Annotated in this window: 20 protein-coding genes; 9 read left to right on the top strand and 11 right to left on the bottom strand. The window is 71.9% G+C overall.

Going from position 1 to position 19,765, the window contains the following annotated elements; genetic code table 11:
• Positions 1–231 precede the first annotated feature (231 nt).
• From D3A59_RS07150 to D3A59_RS07135, 4 genes are all read left to right on the top strand, one after another.
• The gene (locus D3A59_RS07150) at positions 232–3,144 is read left to right on the top strand and encodes a CHASE domain-containing protein (protein WP_170162317.1); all 2,913 of its coding nucleotides are present in this window, start codon (positions 232–234) and stop codon (positions 3,142–3,144) included.
• A gap of 91 nt (positions 3,145–3,235) precedes the next feature.
• Positions 3,236–3,829 carry a tRNA adenosine(34) deaminase TadA gene (gene tadA, locus D3A59_RS07145; protein WP_119154227.1) on the top strand — a complete coding sequence of 198 codons (594 nt, stop codon included), beginning with the start codon at positions 3,236–3,238 and terminating at the stop codon, positions 3,827–3,829.
• Positions 3,826–4,716 (top strand): LD-carboxypeptidase, encoded by an 891-nt coding sequence (locus D3A59_RS07140; protein WP_119154226.1) that lies wholly within the window; start codon positions 3,826–3,828, stop codon positions 4,714–4,716. Before tadA ends, D3A59_RS07140 begins: the two co-directional genes overlap by 4 nt.
• 76 nt (positions 4,717–4,792) lie before the next feature.
• Entirely contained in the window at positions 4,793–5,575 is a 783-nt protein-coding gene (locus D3A59_RS07135; protein ID WP_119154225.1) for an energy transducer TonB, read from the top strand.
• A gap of 89 nt (positions 5,576–5,664) precedes the next feature.
• On the opposite strand, the gene lexA is transcribed toward D3A59_RS07135, so the two are convergent.
• Positions 5,665–6,336, bottom strand: a complete 672-nt coding sequence (gene lexA, locus D3A59_RS07130) for a transcriptional repressor LexA (protein ID WP_119154224.1) — start codon at positions 6,334–6,336, stop codon at positions 5,665–5,667.
• 103 nt (positions 6,337–6,439) lie between these two features.
• Between lexA and D3A59_RS07125 the strand changes: the two genes are divergently transcribed.
• Positions 6,440–7,435, top strand: a complete 996-nt coding sequence (locus D3A59_RS07125) for an asparaginase (protein WP_119154223.1) — start codon at positions 6,440–6,442, stop codon at positions 7,433–7,435.
• Here the strand turns inward: D3A59_RS07125 and D3A59_RS07120 are convergent.
• Positions 7,380–8,054: a response regulator gene (locus D3A59_RS07120; RefSeq protein ID WP_119154222.1), complete on the bottom strand. Its 675-nt coding sequence runs from the start codon at positions 8,052–8,054 to the stop codon at positions 7,380–7,382. The genes D3A59_RS07125 and D3A59_RS07120 overlap by 56 nt on opposite strands.
• Positions 8,055–8,512: 458 nt before the next feature.
• Here D3A59_RS07120 and D3A59_RS07115 point away from each other — a divergent pair, with 458 nt between their 5' ends.
• A complete protein-coding gene (locus D3A59_RS07115; protein WP_170162316.1) occupies positions 8,513–9,247 on the top strand; it encodes a Crp/Fnr family transcriptional regulator in 735 nt (244 codons plus the stop codon).
• A gap of 129 nt (positions 9,248–9,376) precedes the next feature.
• Positions 9,377–9,868, top strand: a complete 492-nt coding sequence (locus D3A59_RS07110; protein ID WP_119154220.1) for a hypothetical protein — start codon at positions 9,377–9,379, stop codon at positions 9,866–9,868.
• 18 nt (positions 9,869–9,886) lie between these two features.
• On the opposite strand, the gene D3A59_RS07105 is transcribed toward D3A59_RS07110, so the two are convergent.
• Entirely contained in the window at positions 9,887–10,312 is a 426-nt protein-coding gene (locus D3A59_RS07105) for an organic hydroperoxide resistance protein (RefSeq protein WP_119154219.1), read from the bottom strand.
• A gap of 172 nt (positions 10,313–10,484) precedes the next feature.
• Between D3A59_RS07105 and D3A59_RS25285 the strand changes: the two genes are divergently transcribed.
• Positions 10,485–10,628: a hypothetical protein gene (locus tag D3A59_RS25285; protein ID WP_157991435.1), complete on the top strand. Its 144-nt coding sequence runs from the start codon at positions 10,485–10,487 to the stop codon at positions 10,626–10,628.
• A 302-nt stretch (positions 10,629–10,930) separates the two neighbouring features.
• Positions 10,931–11,161 carry a hypothetical protein gene (locus D3A59_RS25280; RefSeq protein ID WP_157991434.1) on the top strand — a complete coding sequence of 77 codons (231 nt, stop codon included), beginning with the start codon at positions 10,931–10,933 and terminating at the stop codon, positions 11,159–11,161.
• A 59-nt stretch (positions 11,162–11,220) separates the two neighbouring features.
• Here the strand turns inward: D3A59_RS25280 and D3A59_RS07100 are convergent, their stop codons facing one another.
• The 8 genes from D3A59_RS07100 to dapC form a co-directional block, all read right to left on the bottom strand.
• Positions 11,221–11,442, bottom strand: coding sequence for a hypothetical protein (locus D3A59_RS07100; protein ID WP_119154218.1), 222 nt, complete (start codon positions 11,440–11,442; stop codon positions 11,221–11,223).
• 392 nt (positions 11,443–11,834) lie between these two features.
• A complete protein-coding gene (locus D3A59_RS07095) occupies positions 11,835–12,095 on the bottom strand; it encodes a hypothetical protein (RefSeq protein ID WP_119154217.1) in 261 nt (86 codons plus the stop codon).
• 314 nt (positions 12,096–12,409) lie between these two features.
• The gene (locus D3A59_RS07090; protein ID WP_119154216.1) at positions 12,410–14,407 is read right to left on the bottom strand and encodes an ABC-F family ATP-binding cassette domain-containing protein; all 1,998 of its coding nucleotides are present in this window, start codon (positions 14,405–14,407) and stop codon (positions 12,410–12,412) included.
• Positions 14,404–15,279: a 50S ribosomal protein L3 N(5)-glutamine methyltransferase gene (prmB, locus tag D3A59_RS07085; protein ID WP_119154215.1), complete on the bottom strand. Its 876-nt coding sequence runs from the start codon at positions 15,277–15,279 to the stop codon at positions 14,404–14,406. Before prmB ends, D3A59_RS07090 begins: the two co-directional genes overlap by 4 nt.
• An 18-nt stretch (positions 15,280–15,297) precedes the next feature.
• Positions 15,298–16,449, bottom strand: coding sequence for a succinyl-diaminopimelate desuccinylase (gene dapE, locus D3A59_RS07080; protein ID WP_119154214.1), 1,152 nt, complete (start codon positions 16,447–16,449; stop codon positions 15,298–15,300).
• Positions 16,450–16,486: 37 nt separating this feature from the next.
• Entirely contained in the window at positions 16,487–17,671 is a 1,185-nt protein-coding gene (locus D3A59_RS07075; protein WP_119154213.1) for a PilT/PilU family type 4a pilus ATPase, read from the bottom strand.
• A gap of 53 nt (positions 17,672–17,724) precedes the next feature.
• Positions 17,725–18,549 carry a 2,3,4,5-tetrahydropyridine-2,6-dicarboxylate N-succinyltransferase gene (gene dapD / locus D3A59_RS07070; protein WP_119154212.1) on the bottom strand — a complete coding sequence of 275 codons (825 nt, stop codon included), beginning with the start codon at positions 18,547–18,549 and terminating at the stop codon, positions 17,725–17,727.
• Positions 18,546–19,754 carry a succinyldiaminopimelate transaminase gene (gene dapC, locus D3A59_RS07065; RefSeq protein WP_119154211.1) on the bottom strand — a complete coding sequence of 403 codons (1,209 nt, stop codon included), beginning with the start codon at positions 19,752–19,754 and terminating at the stop codon, positions 18,546–18,548. Before dapC ends, dapD begins: the two co-directional genes overlap by 4 nt.
• Positions 19,755–19,765 lie beyond the last annotated feature (11 nt).

Raw genomic sequence — 19,765 nt, 5'->3', positions numbered from 1 at the left:
GGGCAGGGCCGGGCCGGCGACCGAGAGGGGTAACTGTCGGGCGCGGGCACGCACGGCGAAGTAGAGTGTCGTGGAGTCCTCGGCGCCGCTCCGCGCGACGAGGACGAGCTACCACCCTGGGGGCCCTTCGGGCAGCGTCCGGCTTCCGGGGCCCTGCTCGGCGAGGCAGTCCCGAGGCTGGCAATGCGCGGCGGCTGCCGCCGTGCGCACCATCCCATCCCGATCCAGCGAATGAACGTCGCAAGCGAGCGTCCCCGCACTTCTTCCCCGTCGCCCGTGAGCGCGTTGTGGCCGGCACCGCTGCTGGTGTTCCTGCTGTCGCTGCTCGTCACGGGCGCGCTGCTCGCCCTTGCTTGGCGCGCGCTCGAGGCGCGCGACCAGGCGCGCTTCGGCATGGAGGCCACGCGGACCGTGACCGCGATCCAGGAGCGCATCCGCATCACCTCCGCGCTGCTCGAGGGGGCGGCGGGACTGTTCGCCGCGAGCGAGCAGGTGAACAAGGACGAGTTCGCCGCCTATGTCGAGCGGCTGGACTTGCGCGAGCGCTACCCCGGCATCCTCGGCATCGGCTTCAGCCGCCGCATCCCGGCGGGCGAGCTGGAGCAGGTGCAGCAGCAGATGCGGGCGCAGCACGGGCCCTCGTTCCGCGTCTGGCCGACCGAGCCGCGCGACGAGTACCACAGCATCCTCTTCCTGGAGCCGCTGGACCAGCGCAACGCCGCAGCGATCGGCTACGACATGTACAGCGAAGCCGAGCGGCGCAGCGCGATGGCGGCGGCGCGGGACTCGGGTCAGGCCCGCGCCAGCGGCAAGGTGATGCTGGTGCAGGAGATCGACAAGGAGAAGCAGGCCGGCTTCCTGATCTATCGGCCCATCTATCGCGGCCTGGAGGTGCCGGCCGGGCCGGACCAGCGCCGAGAGCGGCTCCTCGGCTTCGTCTACAGCCCGCTGCGGGTGGGGGACCTGCTGCAGGGCGTGCGGGGCGGCTCCGACCAGCTCGACTTCGAGCTGTACGACGGCACCGAGGCGCGGCCCGAGGCGCTGCTGCGGACCACCAATCCCGACGCCTCGCAGGCGCCCCACATCCAGGTCGAGCGCACGCTGGAAGTGGCCGGGCGGCCCTGGCTGGTGCGGCTCAAGAGCCGGCCCGAGTTCGACTCGCTGTCGCAGCAGCAGATGCTGCCGTGGCTGGCGCTGGCCTGCCTGGCGGCCAGCGCGCTGCTGGCCTTCATCACGCTGCTGCAGGCACGTGCGCGCGAGGCCGCGCAGGCCGTGACGCGCGCGCAGGCCGAGGCGGCCGAGCGGCTGCACCGCGAGCACAGCTGGCTCGCCGCCACGCTCGGCAGCATCGGCGACGCGGTGGTCGCCGTCGACGCGCGGCAGCGCATCCTGTTCATGAACGGCATTGCCGCGCGGCTGACCGGATGGAGCGCCGACGAGGCGCGCGGCCGCCCGCTGACGGAGGTGGTGCGCACCCGCGACGCCGCGGCCGGGGAGATCGTGGAGGGCGTGCGGCAGGCGGGAGGGCCGCAGCTCGGGCAGCTGCGGCTGCTCGACCGCGACGGCGGCGAGCGGCCGGTCGACCACAGCCTCGCGCCGATCCGCGATCCGCAGGGCGCGGAGAGCGGCGCGGTGATCGTGATGCGGGACGCGACCGAGCGTCTGCGCCACGAGGCCGAGATCCGCGCGAGCGGGGAGCGCGAGCGCGAGCGCTCGCGTCGGCTGCAGCAGCTGAGCGCGGCCACCCCGGCGCTGAACTCCGCCCCCTCGGTGCAGGCACTGCTGCCGGTGATCGAGCAGGAGGCGCGGCGCCTGCTGGACGCGCCCGGCGCGAGCGTGCGGCTGGGCGCCGCCGTCACCGACTTCACCGACGGACTCGCCATCGCGCTCGACGGACGCGACGGCCCGGGCGGCGTGCTGCACGTCGCGCCGCGGCCCGAGCGGCCCTACGGCGAGGACGAGCGCGTGCTGCTCGGGCAGCTCGCCGGCATCGCGACGATCGCGCTGCGCAACGCGCAGCTGTACGCCGAGCTGCGCGAGAACGACCGCCGCAAGGACGACTTCCTCGCGACGCTCGCGCACGAGCTGCGCAACCCGCTTGCGCCGCTGCGCACCTCGCTGGAGATCCTGCGGCGCACGCCCGACGCGGGGGCGGCGCGGCGCTGGCTCGATGTCGCGGAGCGGCAGACGCGCCACATGGTGCGGCTGCTCGACGACCTGCTCGACGTCTCGCGCATCTCGCGCGGCACGATCGTGCTGCAGCGCGAGCCGGTGACGGTGGCCGCGGTGCTGGACGCGGCGATCGAGACGAGCCGCCCGGCGATCGACGCGCGCGGGCATCGGCTGCGGCTCGATGCGGTCGACCCGGCGCTCACGGTGCTCGGCGACGCCACCCGCCTCGCGCAGGTCTTCTCCAACCTGCTCAACAACGCCGCGAACTACACCGACCCGGGCGGCGAGATCCGCGTGCGGGTCGCCCGGGAGGGGGACCGGGTCGACGTCACGGTGCAGGACAACGGCATCGGCATCGAGGCCGCGATGCTGCCGCGCGTGTTCGAGATGTTCGTGCAGGCCGAGCGGCCGGCCGATCGCAGCGGGGGGCTGGGGATCGGGCTGATGCTGGTGCGCAGCCTGGTCGAGCTGCACGGCGGCACGGTGCGCGCGCGCAGCGAGGGGCGCGGGCACGGCAGCGAGTTCACCGTCTGCCTGCCGCTGCTGGTCAGCGGCGCGCGCGGGCAGGGGCCCGACCGCGAGGAGCGGGCCGCATCCCCGGCGCGGGGCCTGCGGATCCTGCTGGTCGACGACAACCGCGACGCGGCCGAGAGCCTCGCGGCGCTGCTCGCCGGCGACGGGCATGCGGTGGAGCTGGCGCACGACGGCCCGCAGGCCCTGGAGGCGGCCGCCCGCTCGCGGCCCGACGTGGCGCTGCTCGACATCGGGCTGCCGGGCCTCGACGGCTACGAGGTGGCGCGACGCCTGCGCCGCGGCCCGGAGGGCGAGCGCTTGCGGCTGATCGCGATCACCGGCTGGGGCCAGCCGGAGGACCGCCGCCGCACGCGGGATGCCGGCTTCGACGCACACCTGGTCAAGCCGGTGGACTACCCCGCGCTGAGCCTGCACCTGCGCGAGTTCACGCTGCCCTAGCCACGGCACCGGGCGCGCGGCAGGGGCGGCCCCCGGCCGCTACACTGTCGGCCCCGCCACGCCACGCCCTGCCCAGTCCTCCTTGCCCGCCATGTTCACTCCCGCCGACGAACACGCCATGCGCATCGCGCTCGACCAGGCGCACAACGCCTGGCTGGTCGGCGAGGTGCCGGTCGGCGCGGTGATCCTGCGCGAGGGGCAGGTGATCGCCACCGGCTACAACCGGCCGATCACCGAGCACGACCCGACTGCGCATGCCGAGATCGTCGCGCTGCGCCACGCCGCGCAGCTGCTGGGCAACTACCGGCTGCCCGAATGCGAGCTCTACGTGACGCTCGAGCCCTGCGCGATGTGCGCGATGGCGCTGATGCACGCCCGCTTCAGGCGCGTCGTGTTCGGCGCGCCGGACCCGAAGACCGGCGTCGCCGGCTCGGTGCTGGACCTGTTCGCCGAAGCCCGGCTCAACCACCACACCACGGTCGCCGGGGGCCTGCTGGCCGAGGCGAGCGGCAAGCTGCTGAAGGAGTTCTTCGCCGAGCGCCGCGCGATCCAGCGCGCCCAGCGCGAGGAGGCGGCGCGCCTGGCAGCGTCCCAGGCCGCGGCCCGGGCGCCGGGCGGGGAGCGGCTGCCCACCGGCGACGTGCTCGAGCTGCCCCATTTCCCCCTCGACCCGGAGACGCCTTGAGCGCCAGCCTGACCCTGTTCTCGCCTTCGGGCATCGTCACCCCCGCCGCGAAGCTCAGGCGCGCGGCCCAGCGCCTCGGCACGCTCGGCTTCGAGGTGCAGATCGACGAGGCCGCGCTCGCGCGCCACCAGCGCTTCGCCGGCGACGACGACACGCGGCTCGCGGCTCTGCACCGCGTCGCGGCGGCGGCGCCGTCGGTCGCGATGGCCAGCCGCGGCGGCTACGGCCTGTCGCGGCTGCTCGACCGCATCGACTTCGGGCTGCTCGCGCGCAGCGCCGAGAACGGCACGCGCTGGGTCGGCCACAGCGACTTCACCGCGCTGCAGCTCGCGCTGCTGGCGCACCACCGCAGCGTCACCTGGGCCGGCCCGATGGGCTGCTCGGATTTCGGCGCCGACGAGCTCGACGACGTGACCGCGCCCTGCTTCGCCGAGGCGATGGACGGCGAGCTGGAGGCGGTGGGCTTTCGCACCGAGGCCGGCTTCGACGGCCTGGACGTCAAGGGCGTGCTGTGGGGCGGCAACCTCGCGATGGTGCTGTCGCTGCTCGGCACGCCGCACTGGCCCAGGGTGAAGGGGGGCGTGCTGTTCCTCGAGGACGTCAACGAGCATCCCTACCGCATCGAGCGCGGGCTGATGCAGCTGCTCCAGGCCGGCGTGCTCGCGGCGCAGAAGGCGGTGGTGCTCGGCCGCTTCACCGAGTTCCGCAAGTCGCCGCTGGACCGCGGCTACGACCTGAAGACGACCGTCGCGCAGCTGCGCGCGCTCACGCCGGTGCCGGTGCTGACCGGGCTGCCCTTCGGCCATGTGCCGACCAAGGTGACGATGCCGGTGGGCGCGCGCGTGCAGCTCGTCGTGCAGGGCCGCGACGCGCTGATCGCCTGGTAGGCGAGGGACGGGGCGCGCGGCGAGCGGGCCTGCATCGCCCGCGCCGCGGCGGCCCGGCCGTGAGAGACTTCGCGGCATGCGCGTCACGCTGGGAGAGGACAGCACTGCCGCCCGCATCGCGGCGGCGTCGGCCGTCGTGCTGCTGCACCTGCTGGTGCTGCGCGCGCTGATGACGCTCGAAGTGCGGCCGCACGCGCCGCCGGATCGCGACAAGCCGTTGCAGGTGGTCTTCGTCGAGCCGCTGCGGCCGCCCCCGCCGGTGCTGCTTCCAGCGCCGAGGCCGCCGGAGCCGCTGCCGCGGCCCGTGCCGCCCCCGCCCGAGCCGCGGCGCCAGGCAACGCCGCCTCCACCCCCGAAGAAGGCCGAGCCGCCGCGTCCGGCGCGAGCCGTGCCGCGGGCTCCGGCACCCGCGCAGCGGCTGGAGCCGCAGCCGAGTCCGGCGCCCCCGGTGCCCGCGCCACCGCCCCCGGTGGCGGCCGAGGCGCCCCGGCCGCCCGCACCGCTGCCGCCCGCACCGCTGCCGCCTGCACCTGCACCTGCACCTGCACCTGCACCTGCACCTGCACCTGCACCTGCACCTGCACCTGCACCTGCGCAGCCCGCCCGCGCCGCGATCGGCATCGCCTGCCCGACGCAGGTCGCGCCCGAGATGCCGCGCCGCGCGCTGCTCGACGGCATCGGCGGCGTCGTGCGCGCGCAGGCGCGCATCCGCCATGGGCGCGTGCTGGAGGTGCAGATCCTGTCGGGGCCGCCGGTCTTTCACCAGGCGGTGCGCAGCGCGATGCTGCAGTACCGCTGCGTCGCGCGCGGCGACGAGGAGGTGCTCGCGGTGCAGGAGTTCCGCTTCGAGGTAGAGTGAGTCCCGGCGGGGGGCTTTGCGCTACGTCGCGGGACCGGGCCGGCCCCGCGCCGATCTCCGGCGCGGGGAGGCGCTTGCGCGCGCCGGCCTCACATCTGGCCGGAGCCGCGGATCAGGCCGACCGCGATGCCCTCGACCGTGAAGTCGTCGCCCGGCTGCACGACGATCGGCTCGAAATCGGGGTTCTCGGGCAGCAGCTCGACCACGCGGCCGCTGCGGCGCAGGCGCTTGACGGTGACCTCGTCGCCGAGGCGCGCGACGACGATCTGGCCGCTGCGCGCCTCGCGGCCCTGCTGCACCGCGAGCAGGTCGCCGTCGAGGATGCCGGCGTCGCGCATGCTCATGCCGCGCACCTTCAGCAGGTAGTCGGGCTGGCGCTGGAACAGGCTGGCCTCGAGGTGGTAGGTCTGCTCGATGTGCTCCTGCGCGAGCATCGGCGTGCCGGCGGCGACGCGGCCGACCAGCGGCAGCGCGAGCTGGTTGCGCCCGGGCGGCGGCACCAGCGGCTGCGGGGCCGCGCCGAAGGCCGCGCGGCGTGTGTCAGACTTCAGACGGATGCCGCGCGAGGTGCCGCCGACGAGCTCGATGACGCCCTTGCGGGCGAGCGCCTGCAGGTGTTCCTCGGCGGCGTTGGCGGAGCGGAAGCCGAGCTCGGCGGCGATCTCGGCGCGCGTCGGCGGGGCGCCGGTGCGTTCGATGGCGCCGGCGATGAGTTCGAGCACCTGCTGCTGGCGGGCGGTGAGTTTGGGCGTGTCGTCCACGGGATGCCTGTATGAAATGCCGTGCCCCGGTCCGGGCGCTGCAGCGGCCGGGCAGGGTCTGTCTGAATATCCAGTATCTGTATTTTTATCCAGCGATACGCGAATGCAAAGCACTTCTTCCAGGGTGGTGATCCTCGGCACCGGCGGCACGATCGCCGGCACCGCCGCGTCGGCGTCGGACCAGGTCGGCTACAGCGCCGCGCAGCTCGGCGTGGCGCAGCTCGTCGCGGCGGTGCCGGAGCTCGCGGGCGTGCCGCTGGAGGCCGAGCAGCTCGCGCAGCTCGACAGCAAGGACATGGACCACGCCACCTGGCGCGCGCTCGCGCAGCGCGTCGCGCGGCACCTGGAGCGCGATGAGGTGGCGGGCGTGGTCGTCACGCACGGCACCGACACGCTCGAGGAGACCGCCTGGTTCCTGCAGCGGGTGCTCGCGCCCCGCAAGCCGGTGGTCCTGTGCGCCGCGATGCGGCCTGCCACCGCGCTCTCGCCGGACGGCCCGCCCAATCTGCGCGACGCGGTGCGTGTCGCGCGGGAGCCGGGCGCGCGCGGCGTGCTGGCGGTGCTCGCCGGCCAGGTGCACGGCGCCGCGGAGGTGCAGAAGCTCCACGCCTACCGCATCGACGCCTTCGGCTCCGGCGAGGCGGGGCCGCTGGCCTGCGTCGAGGAGTCGCGGGTGCGGATGCTGCGAGCCTGGCCGGAGGGCGACGCGCTCGGGCTCGGGCTCGTGCAGGCCGACCCCGCGGACTGGCCGCGCGTCGAGATCGTCACGAGCCACGCGGGGGCGGGCGGCGCGATCGTGGAGGCCCTGTGCGCGCAGGGCGTGGACGGGCTGGTGGTCGCCGCCAGCGGCAACGGCACGGTGCACCACGCGCTGGAGTCGGCGCTGCTGGCGGCGCAGCGCCAGGGCGTCGCGGTGCTGCGCGCCACCCGCTGCGTCTTCGGCCGGGTGATTCCGGTGGCGGGGCAGGCGCTCGCCGATGCCGGGGGGCTGAACCCGGTGAAGGCGCGGGTCGAGCTGCTGCTGCGGCTGCTTGCCGCGCGGCTCAGCGCCGGGGCTCCGTGTCCTCCACGAACAAGCCGTGCTGCACGCCGTACCTGACCAGCGCCGCCGTGCTGTCGAGCTTCATCTTCTCCAGGATCCGGCTCTTGTGCGTGCTGACGGTCTTGACCGACAGGTGCAGCCGCTCGGCGATCTCGGTCAGGCGCAGGCCGGCGACGATCATGCGGAACACCTCGAACTCCCGGTCGCTCAGCAGCGTGTGCGCCGGCGCCTCGTGCAGCCCGGTGAGCTCGACCGCCAGCCGCTCCGCGAGCGCCGGCGACAGGTAGGCGCCGCCGCCCGCGACCTTGCGCAGCGCGCCGAGCAGCTCCTCGGGCGCGCAGTCCTTGCTCAGGTAGCCCTGGGCGCCGGCGCGGAAGGCCCGCAGCGCGTACTGCTCCTCGGCATGCACGGTGAGCACCAGCACGCCCAGCGCCGGCCACTCCGCGCGCAGCCGCCGTATCAGGTCCAGCCCGCCGAGTCCCGGCAGGTTCAGCTCGACCAGCGCGACGTCGACAGGATGACGGCGCAACTGCTCGAGCACCTGGTGGCCGGTGGCGGCTTCGGCCGAGACGGACATGTCGCCGTCCTCGTCGAGCAGGCGCCGCAGCCCTTCGCGCACGATGCGGTGCGGATCGGCGAGCAGCACGGTACTGCCGACAGGGCCGGGGCCGGTCATGCGCGGCAGGAAACCGGCATCCGCGGCAAGGGCGCGGGGAGGAGGGGCAAGACGGCGCTCCGGGGATAGGTGGGCCTGGGGGAACTCGCCGAGGCTAGCCGCAAGTCCGCCGGGGAGCAACGCGAGGCCGCGGGCGGCACCTCCAGACCGGGGATACGGTGGGTTCGCGTTTCATCCTGGAGCCAGGAATTCTCCTGAGCTGGATTAGGAATTTTCCTATCGATCAAGGTGTTCGCTTACGAGAGGTCGGTCGAAATGCCGATACCCATCGCAGGTGCGAGCGGTCAAAGTTGGCACCCTGTGCGGCGCCCTTGCAAGTGCGCCGAGGAGTGTCGATGCAGATGTCGCAGAGCGGTGCCGCAGGCGCGGTACCCCGAGGGGGCGAAGGCCCGACGGCCCACGACAGCGCCCCCGCACATGCCGAGTGCAGTGCGTCCGAATTGCTCGAGTGGCTCGGGATGCCGGAGGAGGTCGACGCGGTGACCGATTGCCTGCGCTTCCAGGTGCGGCGGGTGCGGGCCGGCCGGTCCCTGGTGCTCGAAGGTGGCGTGCTCAAGAGCCTCTATTTCGTCGCGGCCGGATGCTTCAAGTGCATCCAGACGCATGCGGACGGTCACGAGCAGGTCCTGGGTTTCCCGATGCGGGGCGAGCTCATCGGGATCGACGCACTCGACGAGGGGCGCTATGCGAGCGGAGCGTTGGCGCTGGAGGATTCCACGGTCCTGGTGTTGCCTTTCCGCGAGCTGGTCCGCCTGGGACAGGAGGTGCCGGCGCTCGAGCGCATGCTGCAGCGCTGTACCGGCCGGGAGCTCGCCCGACGCGACCGCTGCGCCGTGATGACGGCCGGGGCTGGCGCGCAGGCGCGGCTGTCGCGCTTCCTGCTCTGGCTGGCCGGACAGCAGGGCGGCACGGAGGGGCCGGTGCAGCTGCTGCGCCTGCCGATGAGCCGGCGCGACATCGCGAGCCATCTCGGCCTGCCCTGCGAGACCGTCGCGCGCCTGCTGTCGACGCTGGAGGCGCAGGGCTGCATCGAGCTGCGGCCCGGTGAGCTCGAGCTGCTCGACGCGGACGCGCTCGAGCAATTGCAGCACCAGCCCTTGCCCGTCGCCGAGCCCTGCGGGTTGCGGGACCGCCTGCCGCAGCGCTCGCGCCGCGGGCGCGCGGCCGGTGCGCTGAGAATGCCGGCTGCGTAGGGGCGGCTCCCCGGCAGGGCAGCCGGCGCCCTCAAGTTCGGCGAGGAAATGCCGAATCCAGGATCAGCCCGTTCTGCTGCCGGCCCGGCTGCCCGCCGGGATTGCCTTGCCCACCTTCCGTCCCGACCGATGAACCGCGGACCGATCGCTCCCGTCGCGGCGCTGGTGCCCGCGCGCCTGCTCGGCCCGACGACGGCCCGCGTCTACCAGCCGCAGGGCTGGGAGCGGCTCGATGCGCGCCACCCGCTCTACCTGGCCGGACGGGTGTTGAAGGCGGTGTGGACGGCGCCCGGCAGCGCGCTCGAGATCGCGCTCGACGCGCCGCTGCGGCTGCCGCCCGACCTGGTGCGCCGGCCGGTGCCGAAGCAGGCGCTCGCGGTGGCGGACGTGCCGATCCTCGCCGCTGCCGCGCTGCCGAGGCGCGCCGACGTGCACTGGATCGTCGAGCTGGCCGGAGTCGCCCGCCTCGACGAGTGGCGTATGCCGCGGCCGGCCGCCGGCGAGCGGATCGAGGCGGTGGGCTACGGCTTCCCGGGCGAGCGCGGCGCGCCGCTGCTGCGCGCCGAGTTCGTCTTCGTCGCCGGCCACGCCTATCCGATGCGCTCGGGCCGGCCGCGCTGAAGCAGCCGGCCGCGGGGCTCAGGCCACCTTCAGCGACACGTCGATGTTGTTGCGCGTGGCGTTCGAGTAGGGGCAGACGACGTGGGCGGCCTGCACCAGATCCTCGGCCTGCGCGCGTTCCATGCCGGGCAGGTTGACCGTCAGGTCGACCTTGATGCTGAAGCCGGTCGGGATCGGGCCGATGCCGACGTTGGCGGTGACGCTGGTGTCGGCGGGCAGCTGGACCTTGCGCTGTCCGGCGACGAACTTCATCGCGCCGAGGAAGCAGGCCGAGTAGCCGGCGGCGAAGAGCTGCTCGGGGTTGGTGCCGGAGCCGTCGTCGCCCCCCAGGCCCTTGGGCACCGAGAGCTGGACCTGCAGGCGGCCGTCGTCGCTGTTCGAGCGGCCCTCGCGCCCGCCGGTGGAGGTGGCCTGGGCGGTGTAGAGAATCTTCTCGGGCTTCATGTTCAGACTCCAATTTGAGGCGCTCTCAACCCCTGATTTGCTTGAGGGTCATCGCGCAAGTTGCTGTCAGCTTTGGACTTTATCGTTCCGGGCTTCCCGCAGGCCGGTTCGGCGCCATCCGTCCCTGTCGTGCCGCATCGAGCAATTTGGCGTAGGTCTTCGGTCTCTCGAGATGAAAACCTATACCAGTCGCTATGCCGGCCTGACGTCACGCAACTCGATCCGCGCGGCCAAGCTGCTCAAGCTTGGCGAGCACCTCACGATACCGGACGCCCCCGGCTTGCAGCTTGAGGCGTCAAGCACCCGGCGTGCCTGAACCTACCGATTCAAGAGCCAGATCGACGGTCACTGCACCAAGTGAAGATCGGCCTGTGGCGGGTGGGCAGCGCGGGCGCAGTGTGGGCGGAGTGCGAAAAGCTACGCCAGACCCGCGAGGCCGGGCGCGACCCCGCGCAGGAGCGGCGCGGCGCCTCCGAGTAGGCCCGTGCAACCGTCGAGGTCGAGCGAGCGCAGAAGGCATCTCAGGACTACACGATCCGCAAGCTGTGCGATGACTACCTGCGCAGACACGTCGAGTGCCCCCGCAACGCGGCCAGCGTCGCCCAGGCGCGGCACCTGATGTCCGATACGCTGCTCGGCGAGCACTCGGGAGTGCCGGCGGTTGAAGTGACGTGCGCGCAGGCCCCGCGGCTGAGCCACGAACTCGCGGCCGCTTGGGACTTTGCGCAGGGTGCAGCCCGGATTCCGGCGGACGCGCCGAACTGGTGGCGCCTCGTGTACAAAGGCCGCTACAGTCCGCCGGGCGCACGCGCGCGGGGCAGCGCATCGGCACCGGCGAGCGTGTCTTGAGCGGGGTCGAGGTCGTCGAGCTGACCCGCTGGCAGGCAGTTCGCGGAGGGGGGTGACCGTCAGCGGCGGGCGGACGAGGGCGACACCGGCCCCCAGGAGCAGGCGCCCCCGCTCATCATTTCCCGAGCCTCGTCCTCGCTGATCTCGTTGCCCCAGTCGATCGGCTTGGGCGCAGAGTCCATGTAGGGCACGAACCGGCCATCCTTCGGGCTCCAGACCTCCCTCGGCACTCCCCGAGCAGGTCCGCGGAACAGTGCGCCTTCGTTCTCGATGTAGATCATCTGTCTCTCCACCCAAGGGCTACCGCCCAGAAAGAAACCCCGGAGGCCGAAGCCGCCGAGGTGAATATTGTGAAGATCCAGCCGCCCCAAGCTCGGGCGACGTCCTCATCTTATGGAGATGGCTCCTTGGCTGCAGCAGTGCCTGATGGAGGGGCTGGCAAGGGCGTAGACTGTCCGTGAGCGGTGGAGGGCGAGCTGTGTCACCTTCTCCCGCAAGGCCGGCAGTGTCCGTCGTCGTGCCGGCGCCGCTCCCTGAGTTCCCCTCGGGAGCTTGGCCGCTCAGCAGCTGATCGCCCGGAAAAATGAACGCCGGCCCTTCTCCGTCATCAAGGCGCCCGAACCTCAGGTGACGCAGCAGCTCGGGGCCCTTCTCTTTGGCGCCGCTTGCGTGCCTATCGGCACCCCAGGGCGGACCAAGCTGTGCCCTGCGACGTCAGCCGTCTGACGACAGCGCCTCTCTCCATCCCGCGGCACTGCAGCGACTTCGACCGTGGCCCGAACGCGGCTTCGAGCAGGCCGAGCGCCTGCAGTCGGCGCAATGCGGCGATTAGCGGCTGCAACTCGGCGAGCGCCTCGGGGGAGTCGTCGGCGGGGAAGAAACGGGTTTTGCCGGCGGCGACTTGGGCAAGGACTGAGCAGGTGAGAGCATCCATCTGGACTTCCTGTGGTGGTGAGACCTCAGTGTCCCGAAGCTGTGCGCGCAGCGCCTGCGGGGCGATTTCGGGGCGCCCGCCGGATGCGGGTGGCTCGTGCCCATCTCTCCGTGTAGGTTTCAGCGTAGGTTTGCTGAGTAGGCTGCCGTGTTCATAGGGAAGACAGCATGATCGGGCTTCATGTCCTTCCTTTCGTCGGTGGATCCCCGCGAAGCGGAACGCCCCGCGGAACCGGACATCTTGGGCCGCGACCTGTGCCACCCGGTCGGAGATGACTTTCGGCGGGCCGGCAGGCCCGCGCGGGGCCTGCGCTCTCAGCCCGCCGCGGCCTGCAGCGCGTCGAGCTCGGTGCTCAGCTCCAGCCAGCGCATCTCGAGCTCCTCGAGCTCGTCGCCGAGCGCCTTCAGGCGCCGTCCGTGTTCGGCAAGCTGCGGCGGGGGCAGGCTGCCGCCGGCGAGCGCCTCCTCCAGTCCGGTCTTCTCGGCCTGCAGCGCCGCCATCCGCTTGTCGATCTTCGCGATCTCGCTCTTGATCGGCTTGGCCTGTTCGGCGATCTTCTGGCGCGCCGCCGCCTGCGCCTTGCGCTCGTCGCGGCGGTTCACCGCGGGCTCGGCTGCGGCCTGTGCGGCAGCGGCCGGGGAGGGCGCCTTGCCCGCGTCCTTCGCGGCCTCCTTCGCGGCGCGCGCCACCTCTCGGCTCTGCTCGAGCAGCCAGCGCTGGTAGTCGTCGAGGTCGCCGTCGAAGGGCGCAACGCCCCCCTTGGTGACGAGCCAGAACTCGTCGCAGACCTCGCGCAGCAGTGCGCGGTCATGGCTGACCAGCATCACCGTGCCCTCGAACTCGTTGAGCGCCATCGACAGGGCCTCGCGCGTGGCGAGGTCGAGGTGGTTGGTCGGCTCGTCGAGCAGCAGCAGGTTGGGGCGCTGCCAGACCAGCATCGCCAGCACCAGCCGCGCCTTCTCGCCGCCGCTCATCGTGCCCACCGGCTGCATCACCATGTCGCCGACGAAGCGGAAGGAGCCCAGGAAGTCGCGCAGCTCCTGCTCGCGCGCCTGCGGGCTGACCTCCCTGGCGAGGCGGATCATGTGCGCGAGCGGGTTGTCGTCCGGGCGCAGCACGTCGAGCTCCTGCTGCGCGAAGTAGCCGATCGCGAGGTTCTTGCCCTCGGTGATCTGGCCGCCGAGCGCCGGCAGCACGCGCGCGACCGTCTTCACGAGCGTGGACTTGCCCTGGCCGTTGGCACCGAGGATGCCGATGCGCTGACCGGCGAGCACCGAGCGGTTGACGTTCCGGACGATGACGCGCTCGCCCTCGGGCCCCTCGTCGGAAGCTCCATTGGAAACGCGGTAGCCGCAGGCCACGTCCTTGAGCGCGAGCATCGGGTTCGGGATCGCCACCGGCTCGCGGAATTCGAAGGTGAACTCGGCGCTGGCGAGCACCGGCGCGAGCTTCTCCATGCGGTCCAGCGCCTTGACGCGGCTCTGCGCCTGCTTGGCCTTGGTCGCCTTGGCCTTGAAGCGCTCGATGAAGCGCGTGAGTTGCGCGATCTTCTCCTGCTGGCGCGAGTAGGCGGCCTGCTGCTGCAGCATGCGCTCGGCGCGCATCTCCTCGAAGGCGGTGTAGTTGCCGCCGTAGCGCGCGAGCTGCGCGTTGTCGAGGTGCAGCGTCACGCGCGTGATCGCGTCGAGGAACTCGCGGTCGTGGCTGATGACGAGCATCGTGCCCTCGAAGCGCTTGAGCCAGCTCTCCAGCCACACCAGCGCGTCGAGGTCGAGGTGGTTCGTGGGCTCGTCGAGCAGCATCAGGTCGGCGGGGCACATCAGCGCGCGCGCGAGCTGCAGCCGCATGCGCCAGCCGCCCGAGAAGCTGTTGACCGGGTCGTCGAGCTGCGTCGGCAGGAAGCCCAGGCCGAGCAGCAGCGCCTGCGCGCGCGACTTCGCGTCGAAGCCGCCGGCCTCGTCGATCGCCTGGTGTGCCTCGGCGATCGCGTGGCCGTCGCCGCCCGCTTCCGCTGCGGCCAGCGCGCCTTGGGCCTCCATCAGCCGCGTGTCGCCCTGCAGCACGAAATCGGTGGCCGAATCGTCGGTCTCCGGCATGTTCTGCGCGACCTGCGCGATGCGCCAGCGCGCCGGGATCTCGAAGTCGCCCGCGTCGGCGTGCAGCTCGCCGGTCAGCATCGCGAACAGGCTCGACTTGCCCGCGCCGTTGCGGCCGACCAGGCCCACCTTCTCGCCGGGCTGCAGCGTGACGGTCGCGCCGTCGAGCACGACCTTAGTGCCGCGGCGCAGCGTGACGTTGCGCAGCGTGATCACGCGAGCCCTCCGTTCACGAGCGCCTCGCGCGTCACGAGCAGCGTCTGGTCCTCGCCGGCGCTGGTCTCGAGCCAGACCACTTCGAGCGCGGGGAAGGCCGCCTCGAAGTGCTCGCGCTCGTTGCCGATCTCGAGCACCAGCACCGCGTGCTCGCTCATCCGCGCCGGCGCATCGCGCAACAGATCGCGCACGAAGTCCATGCCGTCGGCGCCCCCTGCGAGCGCGAGCTCCGGCTCCGCGCGGTACTCGTCGGGCAGCGCCGCCATCGAGGCCGAGTTGACGTAGGGCGGATTGCACAGGATCAGGTCGTAGGGACCTTGCACCGCCGAGAGGCCGTCGCTCTCCAGCAGCGTGATGCGCTCGCCGAGGCCGTGGCGCTCGACGTTGATGCGCGCGACCTCCAGCGCCTCGGGCGACAGGTCCGCGGCGTCCACCTCGACCTCGGGCCAGGCCAGGGCCGCGAGCACCGCGAGGCTGCCGTTGCCGGTGCACAGGTCCAGCACGCGGCGCGTCGCGTCCGACAGCCAGGGGTCGATCGTCGCGTCGGCGAGCAGCTCGGCGATGAAGGAACGCGGCACGATCGCGCGCTCGTCGACGTAGAAGGGCACGCCCTGCAGCCAGGCTTCCTTCATCAGGTAGGCGGCGGGCTTGCGCGTCGCGATGCGCTCCTCCACCAGCGCCTCGACGTCGGCGCGCTGCGCATCGGCGACCGGGGTTTCGGCGACGGCGTTGAGGCCCTGCTCCATCAGCCGCAGCTTCCAGAGCACCAGCCAGGCGGCCTCGTCGAAGGCGTTGGTCGTGCCGTGTCCAAACGAAACGCCCGCCTGTTCGAGGCGGGCGCTCATCGCTTCAATGAGTTCGATGACGGTCATGCAATGTTCTTCGCGAATTCAGGTGACCAGCGCCTCGAGCGTGCGCCGGTAGATGTTCTTCAGGGGGTCGAGCTGCGCGACCTCGACGTGCTCGTCGACCTTGTGGATGGTCGCGTTGGTGGGGCCGAACTCGACGACCTGCGGGCAGATCTGCGCGATGAAGCGGCCGTCGGAGGTGCCGCCGGTGGTCGACAGCTCGGTCTGCAGGCCGCACTCGGCCTCGATCGCCTGCGACAGCGCGCCGCTGAGCGTGCCGGCAGGCGTCAGGAAGGGCAGGCCGCCGAGCGTCCAGTCGAGCCGGTAGTCGAGCCCGTGGCGCTCGAGCACCTCGTGCACGCGCGCCTTCAATCCGTCCGGCGTCGATTCGGTGCTGTAGCGGAAGTTGAAGTCGACCACCAGCTCGCCCGGGATCACGTTGGTGGCGCCGGTGCCGGCGCGCACGTTGCTGACCTGCCAGCTCGTCGGCGGGAAGTACTCGTTGCCGCGGTCCCACTCGACCGCGACGAGCTCGGCGAGCGCCGGCGCGAAGCGGTGCACAGGGTTGCTCGCGAGGTGGGGGTAGGCGATGTGGCCCTGGATGCCCTTCACGGTCAGCCGGCCCGACAGCGAGCCGCGCCGGCCGTTCTTGATCGTGTCGCCCAGGGCGTTCACCGAGGTCGGCTCGCCGACGATGCACCAGTCGAGCCGCTCGCCGCGGGCTTTCAATCGCTCGCAGACGATCACGGTGCCGTCGTTGGCCGGGCCTTCCTCGTCGCTCGTGATCAGCAGCGCGATCGAGCCGGCGTGGTCCGGGCGCGCGGCGACGAATTCCTCGATCGCGACCACCATCGCCGCGATCGAGCCCTTCATGTCCGAAGCGCCGCGGCCGTAGAGCCGGCCGTCGCGGTGCGTGGGCACGAAGGGGTCGCTCGTCCACTGATCGAGCGGGCCGGTCGGCACCACGTCGGTGTGGCCGGCGAACACGAGCAGCTTGCCCGCCGGGCCCTCGCGGCCGGTGCGGCGAGCCCACAGGTTGCTCACGCGGAAGTCGGCCGGGCCGCTCTCGATGAACTCGCAGTCGAAGCCGATCGCGCCGAGCCGCTCGGCGATCAGCTGCTGGCAGCCCTCGTCGGCGGGGGTGACCGATCGGCGGGAGACGAGTTGCTCGGTCAGTTGCAGCGTGGCGCTCATCGTCGGGAATCGGGGTGGGGGGACTTCGGGGCGGCGTTCAGCGCAGCGCGCCGAAACCGGAGGAGCGGGGCTCGGCGTGGACGTCGAGCGTGATCTCGGTGAAGGAGGGCTCGTCGTCGGCCGCCTCCTCCTGTTGCGCCTTCGGCTTGGCGACGCCGCCGCCGTCGTTCTCGAGGCGCCACAGCAGGTTGGTCGGCGAGTCCGAGTTGGCGAGGCCCTCCTCGCGGCTGACGAGGCCGCTGCGGATCAGGCGCGCGATGTCGGTCTCGAAGGTCTGCGAGCCCTCGGCCATCGACTTCTCGACCGCCTCCTTGACGCCGGCGATGTCGCCCTTCTCGATCAGCTCGGAGACGAGCTTGGTGTTGAGCAGCACCTCCACCGCCGGCACGCGCCCGCCCTGCGGCGTCTTCAGCAGGCGCTGCGAGACCACCGCCTTGAGCGCCGTGGACAGGTCGCTCAGCAGCGCGGGACGTGCCTCGGTCGAGTAGAAGCTCAGGATCCGGCCGAGCGAGTGGTAGCTGTTGTTCGCGTGCATCGTCGCGAGCACGAGGTGGCCGGAGAGCGCGTAGGAGATCGCCGCGCTCATCGTCTCGCGGTCGCGGATCTCGCCGATCAGGATGCAGTCCGGCGCCTGGCGCAGCGCATTCTTCAGCCCGATCTGCAGCGACTGCGTGTCGCGGCCGACCTCGCGCTGGTTGACGATCGACTTCTTGTTCGAGAACAGGAATTCGAGCGGGTCCTCCAGCGTCAGGATGTGGCCGGTCTTGTTCCTGTTGCGGTGCTCGAGCATCGCCGCGAGCGTGGTGCTCTTGCCGGTGCCGGTGGCGCCCACCATCAGGATCAGCCCGCGCTTCTCGAGGATCAGGCTCGAGAGCACCGGCGGCACGTTCAGCGACTCGAGCGCGGGGATGTCGTAGGGGATGAAGCGGAACACCGCCGCCACCGAGCCGCGCTGCTTGAAGGCGCTGAGGCGGAAGCTGCCGACGCCGGGGAGGCTGACGCTGAGGTTGAGCTCGCCGGTGTCGTCGAGCTCCTCCAGCTGCGCCGGCGTGAGCATCTCCGCGATCAGCTGCCGCGGCTGCTGCGGCGTCAGCACCTGGTTGTTGACCGGCACCATCTGGCCCTGGATCTTCATCTGGATCGGCGAGTTGGTGGTCAGGAAGACGTCCGAGCCTTTCTTCTCGGCCATCAGCCTCAGCACCCGCTCCATGTTGCCGGCCATGCGTGTTCCTCTCGCTGCTGTGATCCCGGGGTCCGACGGTGCCGTGCCGCGCGTCAGGCGCGCAGCAGCTCGTTGATGCTGGTCTTCGAGCGCGTCTGCGCGTCGACGCGCTTGACGATCACCGCGCAGTACAGGCTGTACTTGCCGTCGCTGCTGGGCAGGTTGCCGCTCACCACCACCGAGCCCGCCGGCACGCGGCCGTAGCTCACCTCGCCGGTGGCGCGGTCGTAGATCTTGGTGCTCTGGCCGATGTAGACGCCCATCGAGATCACCGAGTTCTCCTCGACGATCACGCCCTCGACGATCTCCGAGCGCGCGCCGATGAAGCAGTTGTCCTCGATGATGGTCGGGTTGGCCTGCAGGGGTTCCAGCACGCCGCCGATGCCGACGCCGCCCGACAGGTGCACGTTCTTGCCGATCTGCGCGCACGAGCCGACGGTGGCCCAGGTGTCGACCATCGTGCCCTCGTCGACGTAGGCGCCGATGTTGACGTAGGACGGCATCAGGATCACGTTCTTCGCCTGGAAGCTGCCGCGGCGCGCCACGGCCGGCGGCACCACGCGCACGCCGGTGGCGCGCAGCGCGTCGGCGTCCATGCCGGCGAACTTGCTCGGCACCTTGTCGAAGAACTGCAGGTCGCCGCCGCCCATCGGCGCGTTGTCGTTGAGGCGGAAGCTCAGCAGCACCGCCTTCTTGATCCACTGGTGCACCGTCCACTGGCCGACGCCCTCGCGCGTGGCCACGCGCAGGCGGCCGGCGTCCAGCTCGGCGAGCACATGGTCCACGGCCTCGCGGATCTCGGCGGGCGCGGCATTCGGCGACAGGCTGGCGCGGTCGTCCCAGGCCTGGTTGATGATCTGTTCGAGCTGTTGGGTCATTTGGAGGAGTATTTGCGGGTGAATTCGACGATGCGCCGCGCGGCCTCGACGCATTCGTCGACGGAGGCCACGAGCGCCATGCGGATGCGGCCGGCGCCGGGGTTCGTTCCCTGCGCCTCGCGGGCGAGGTAGCTGCCGGGCAGAACCGCGACATTGTATTGAGCGAGCAGCTCGCGCGCGAACTCGGTGTCGCTGCCCGGCACGCCGGCCCACAGATAGAAGCTCGCGTCGGGCAGCCGCACGTCCAGCACCTCGGCCAGCAGCGGCGTGACGGCCTCGAACTTCTGGCGGTAGAGCGCGCGGTTGTCGACCACGTGCTGCTCGTCGTTCCAGGCCTCGATGCTCGCCGCCTGCACCGGCAGCGCCATCGCGCTGCCGTGGTAGGTGCGGTAGAGCAGGAAGGCCTTGATGATCTCGGCGTCGCCGGCAACGAAGCCCGAGCGCATGCCCGGCACGTTCGAGCGCTTCGAGAGGCTCGTCAGCATGATCAGCCGACGGAAGTCGCTGCGGCCGAGCTTCACGGCCGCTTCCAGCCCGCCGAGCGGCGCCTCGTCGCCGAAGTAGATCTCCGAGTAGCACTCGTCCGACGCGATCACGAAGCCGTACTTGTCCGACAGCTCGAAGAGCCGGGCCCACTCCTCGAGCGGCATCACCGCGCCGGTCGGGTTGCCGGGCGAGCAGACGTAGAGCAGCTGCGTCGCGGCCCAGACCTCCTCGGGCACCGAGCCCCAGTCGGCGGCGAAGTTGCGCGCCGGGTCGCTGTTGGCGTAGTGGACGCGCGCGCCGCCGAGCAGCGCCGCGCCCTCGTAGATCTGGTAGAACGGGTTGGGGCAGACCACGACCGGGCCGCCGACGTCCCGGTGCTGCGTCGGATCGAGCACCGTCTGCGCGAGCGAGAACAGCGCCTCGCGCGAGCCGTTGACCGGCAGCAGCTGCGCGAGCGGATCGACCGTGACGCCGTAGCGGCGCTGCACCCAGGCCGCGCAGGCCTCGCGCAGCGCCGGCGTGCCGCCGGTCGCCGGGTAGCCCGCCAGGCCCTCGAGCGAGCCCATCAGCGCGTCGCGGATGAAGCCCGGCGTCGGGTGCTTGGGCTCGCCGATGCCGAGGCTGATCGGCCGCAGCGCCGGGTTCGGCACCACGCCGCGGTTGAGTTCGCGCAGCCGCTCGAAGGGGTAGGGCTGCAGTCGGGAGAGCAGGGGATTCATGGGGCGCGATT

Source organism: Caldimonas tepidiphila (assembly GCF_003569765.1).
Classification (GTDB): domain Bacteria; phylum Pseudomonadota; class Gammaproteobacteria; order Burkholderiales; family Burkholderiaceae_C; genus Caldimonas; species Caldimonas tepidiphila.
This window is presented reverse-complemented; position numbering and strand designations above follow the sequence as displayed.

Coding starts and splice junctions, on each gene's coding strand:
- D3A59_RS07125 (WP_119154223.1), top strand. CDS start 6,440: ATGCAAAGCACTTCTTCCAGGGTGGTGATCCTCGGCACCGGCGGCACG.
- dapE (WP_119154214.1), bottom strand. CDS start 16,449: ATGAGCGCCACGCTGCAACTGACCGAGCAACTCGTCTCCCGCCGATCG.
- D3A59_RS07110 (WP_119154220.1), top strand. CDS start 9,377: ATGAACCGCGGACCGATCGCTCCCGTCGCGGCGCTGGTGCCCGCGCGC.
- tadA (WP_119154227.1), top strand. CDS start 3,236: ATGTTCACTCCCGCCGACGAACACGCCATGCGCATCGCGCTCGACCAG.
- prmB (WP_119154215.1), bottom strand. CDS start 15,279: ATGACCGTCATCGAACTCATTGAAGCGATGAGCGCCCGCCTCGAACAG.
- D3A59_RS07095 (WP_119154217.1), bottom strand. CDS start 12,095: ATGGATGCTCTCACCTGCTCAGTCCTTGCCCAAGTCGCCGCCGGCAAA.
- D3A59_RS25280 (WP_157991434.1), top strand. CDS start 10,931: ATGTCCGATACGCTGCTCGGCGAGCACTCGGGAGTGCCGGCGGTTGAA.
- dapC (WP_119154211.1), bottom strand. CDS start 19,754: ATGAATCCCCTGCTCTCCCGACTGCAGCCCTACCCCTTCGAGCGGCTG.
- D3A59_RS07135 (WP_119154225.1), top strand. CDS start 4,793: ATGCGCGTCACGCTGGGAGAGGACAGCACTGCCGCCCGCATCGCGGCG.
- D3A59_RS07120 (WP_119154222.1), bottom strand. CDS start 8,054: ATGACCGGCCCCGGCCCTGTCGGCAGTACCGTGCTGCTCGCCGATCCG.
- D3A59_RS07105 (WP_119154219.1), bottom strand. CDS start 10,312: ATGAAGCCCGAGAAGATTCTCTACACCGCCCAGGCCACCTCCACCGGC.
- D3A59_RS07115 (WP_170162316.1), top strand. CDS start 8,513: ATGCCGGAGGAGGTCGACGCGGTGACCGATTGCCTGCGCTTCCAGGTG.
- dapD (WP_119154212.1), bottom strand. CDS start 18,549: ATGACCCAACAGCTCGAACAGATCATCAACCAGGCCTGGGACGACCGC.
- D3A59_RS07100 (WP_119154218.1), bottom strand. CDS start 11,442: ATGATCTACATCGAGAACGAAGGCGCACTGTTCCGCGGACCTGCTCGG.
- D3A59_RS25285 (WP_157991435.1), top strand. CDS start 10,485: ATGAAAACCTATACCAGTCGCTATGCCGGCCTGACGTCACGCAACTCG.
- D3A59_RS07075 (WP_119154213.1), bottom strand. CDS start 17,671: ATGGCCGGCAACATGGAGCGGGTGCTGAGGCTGATGGCCGAGAAGAAA.
- D3A59_RS07150 (WP_170162317.1), top strand. CDS start 232: ATGAACGTCGCAAGCGAGCGTCCCCGCACTTCTTCCCCGTCGCCCGTG.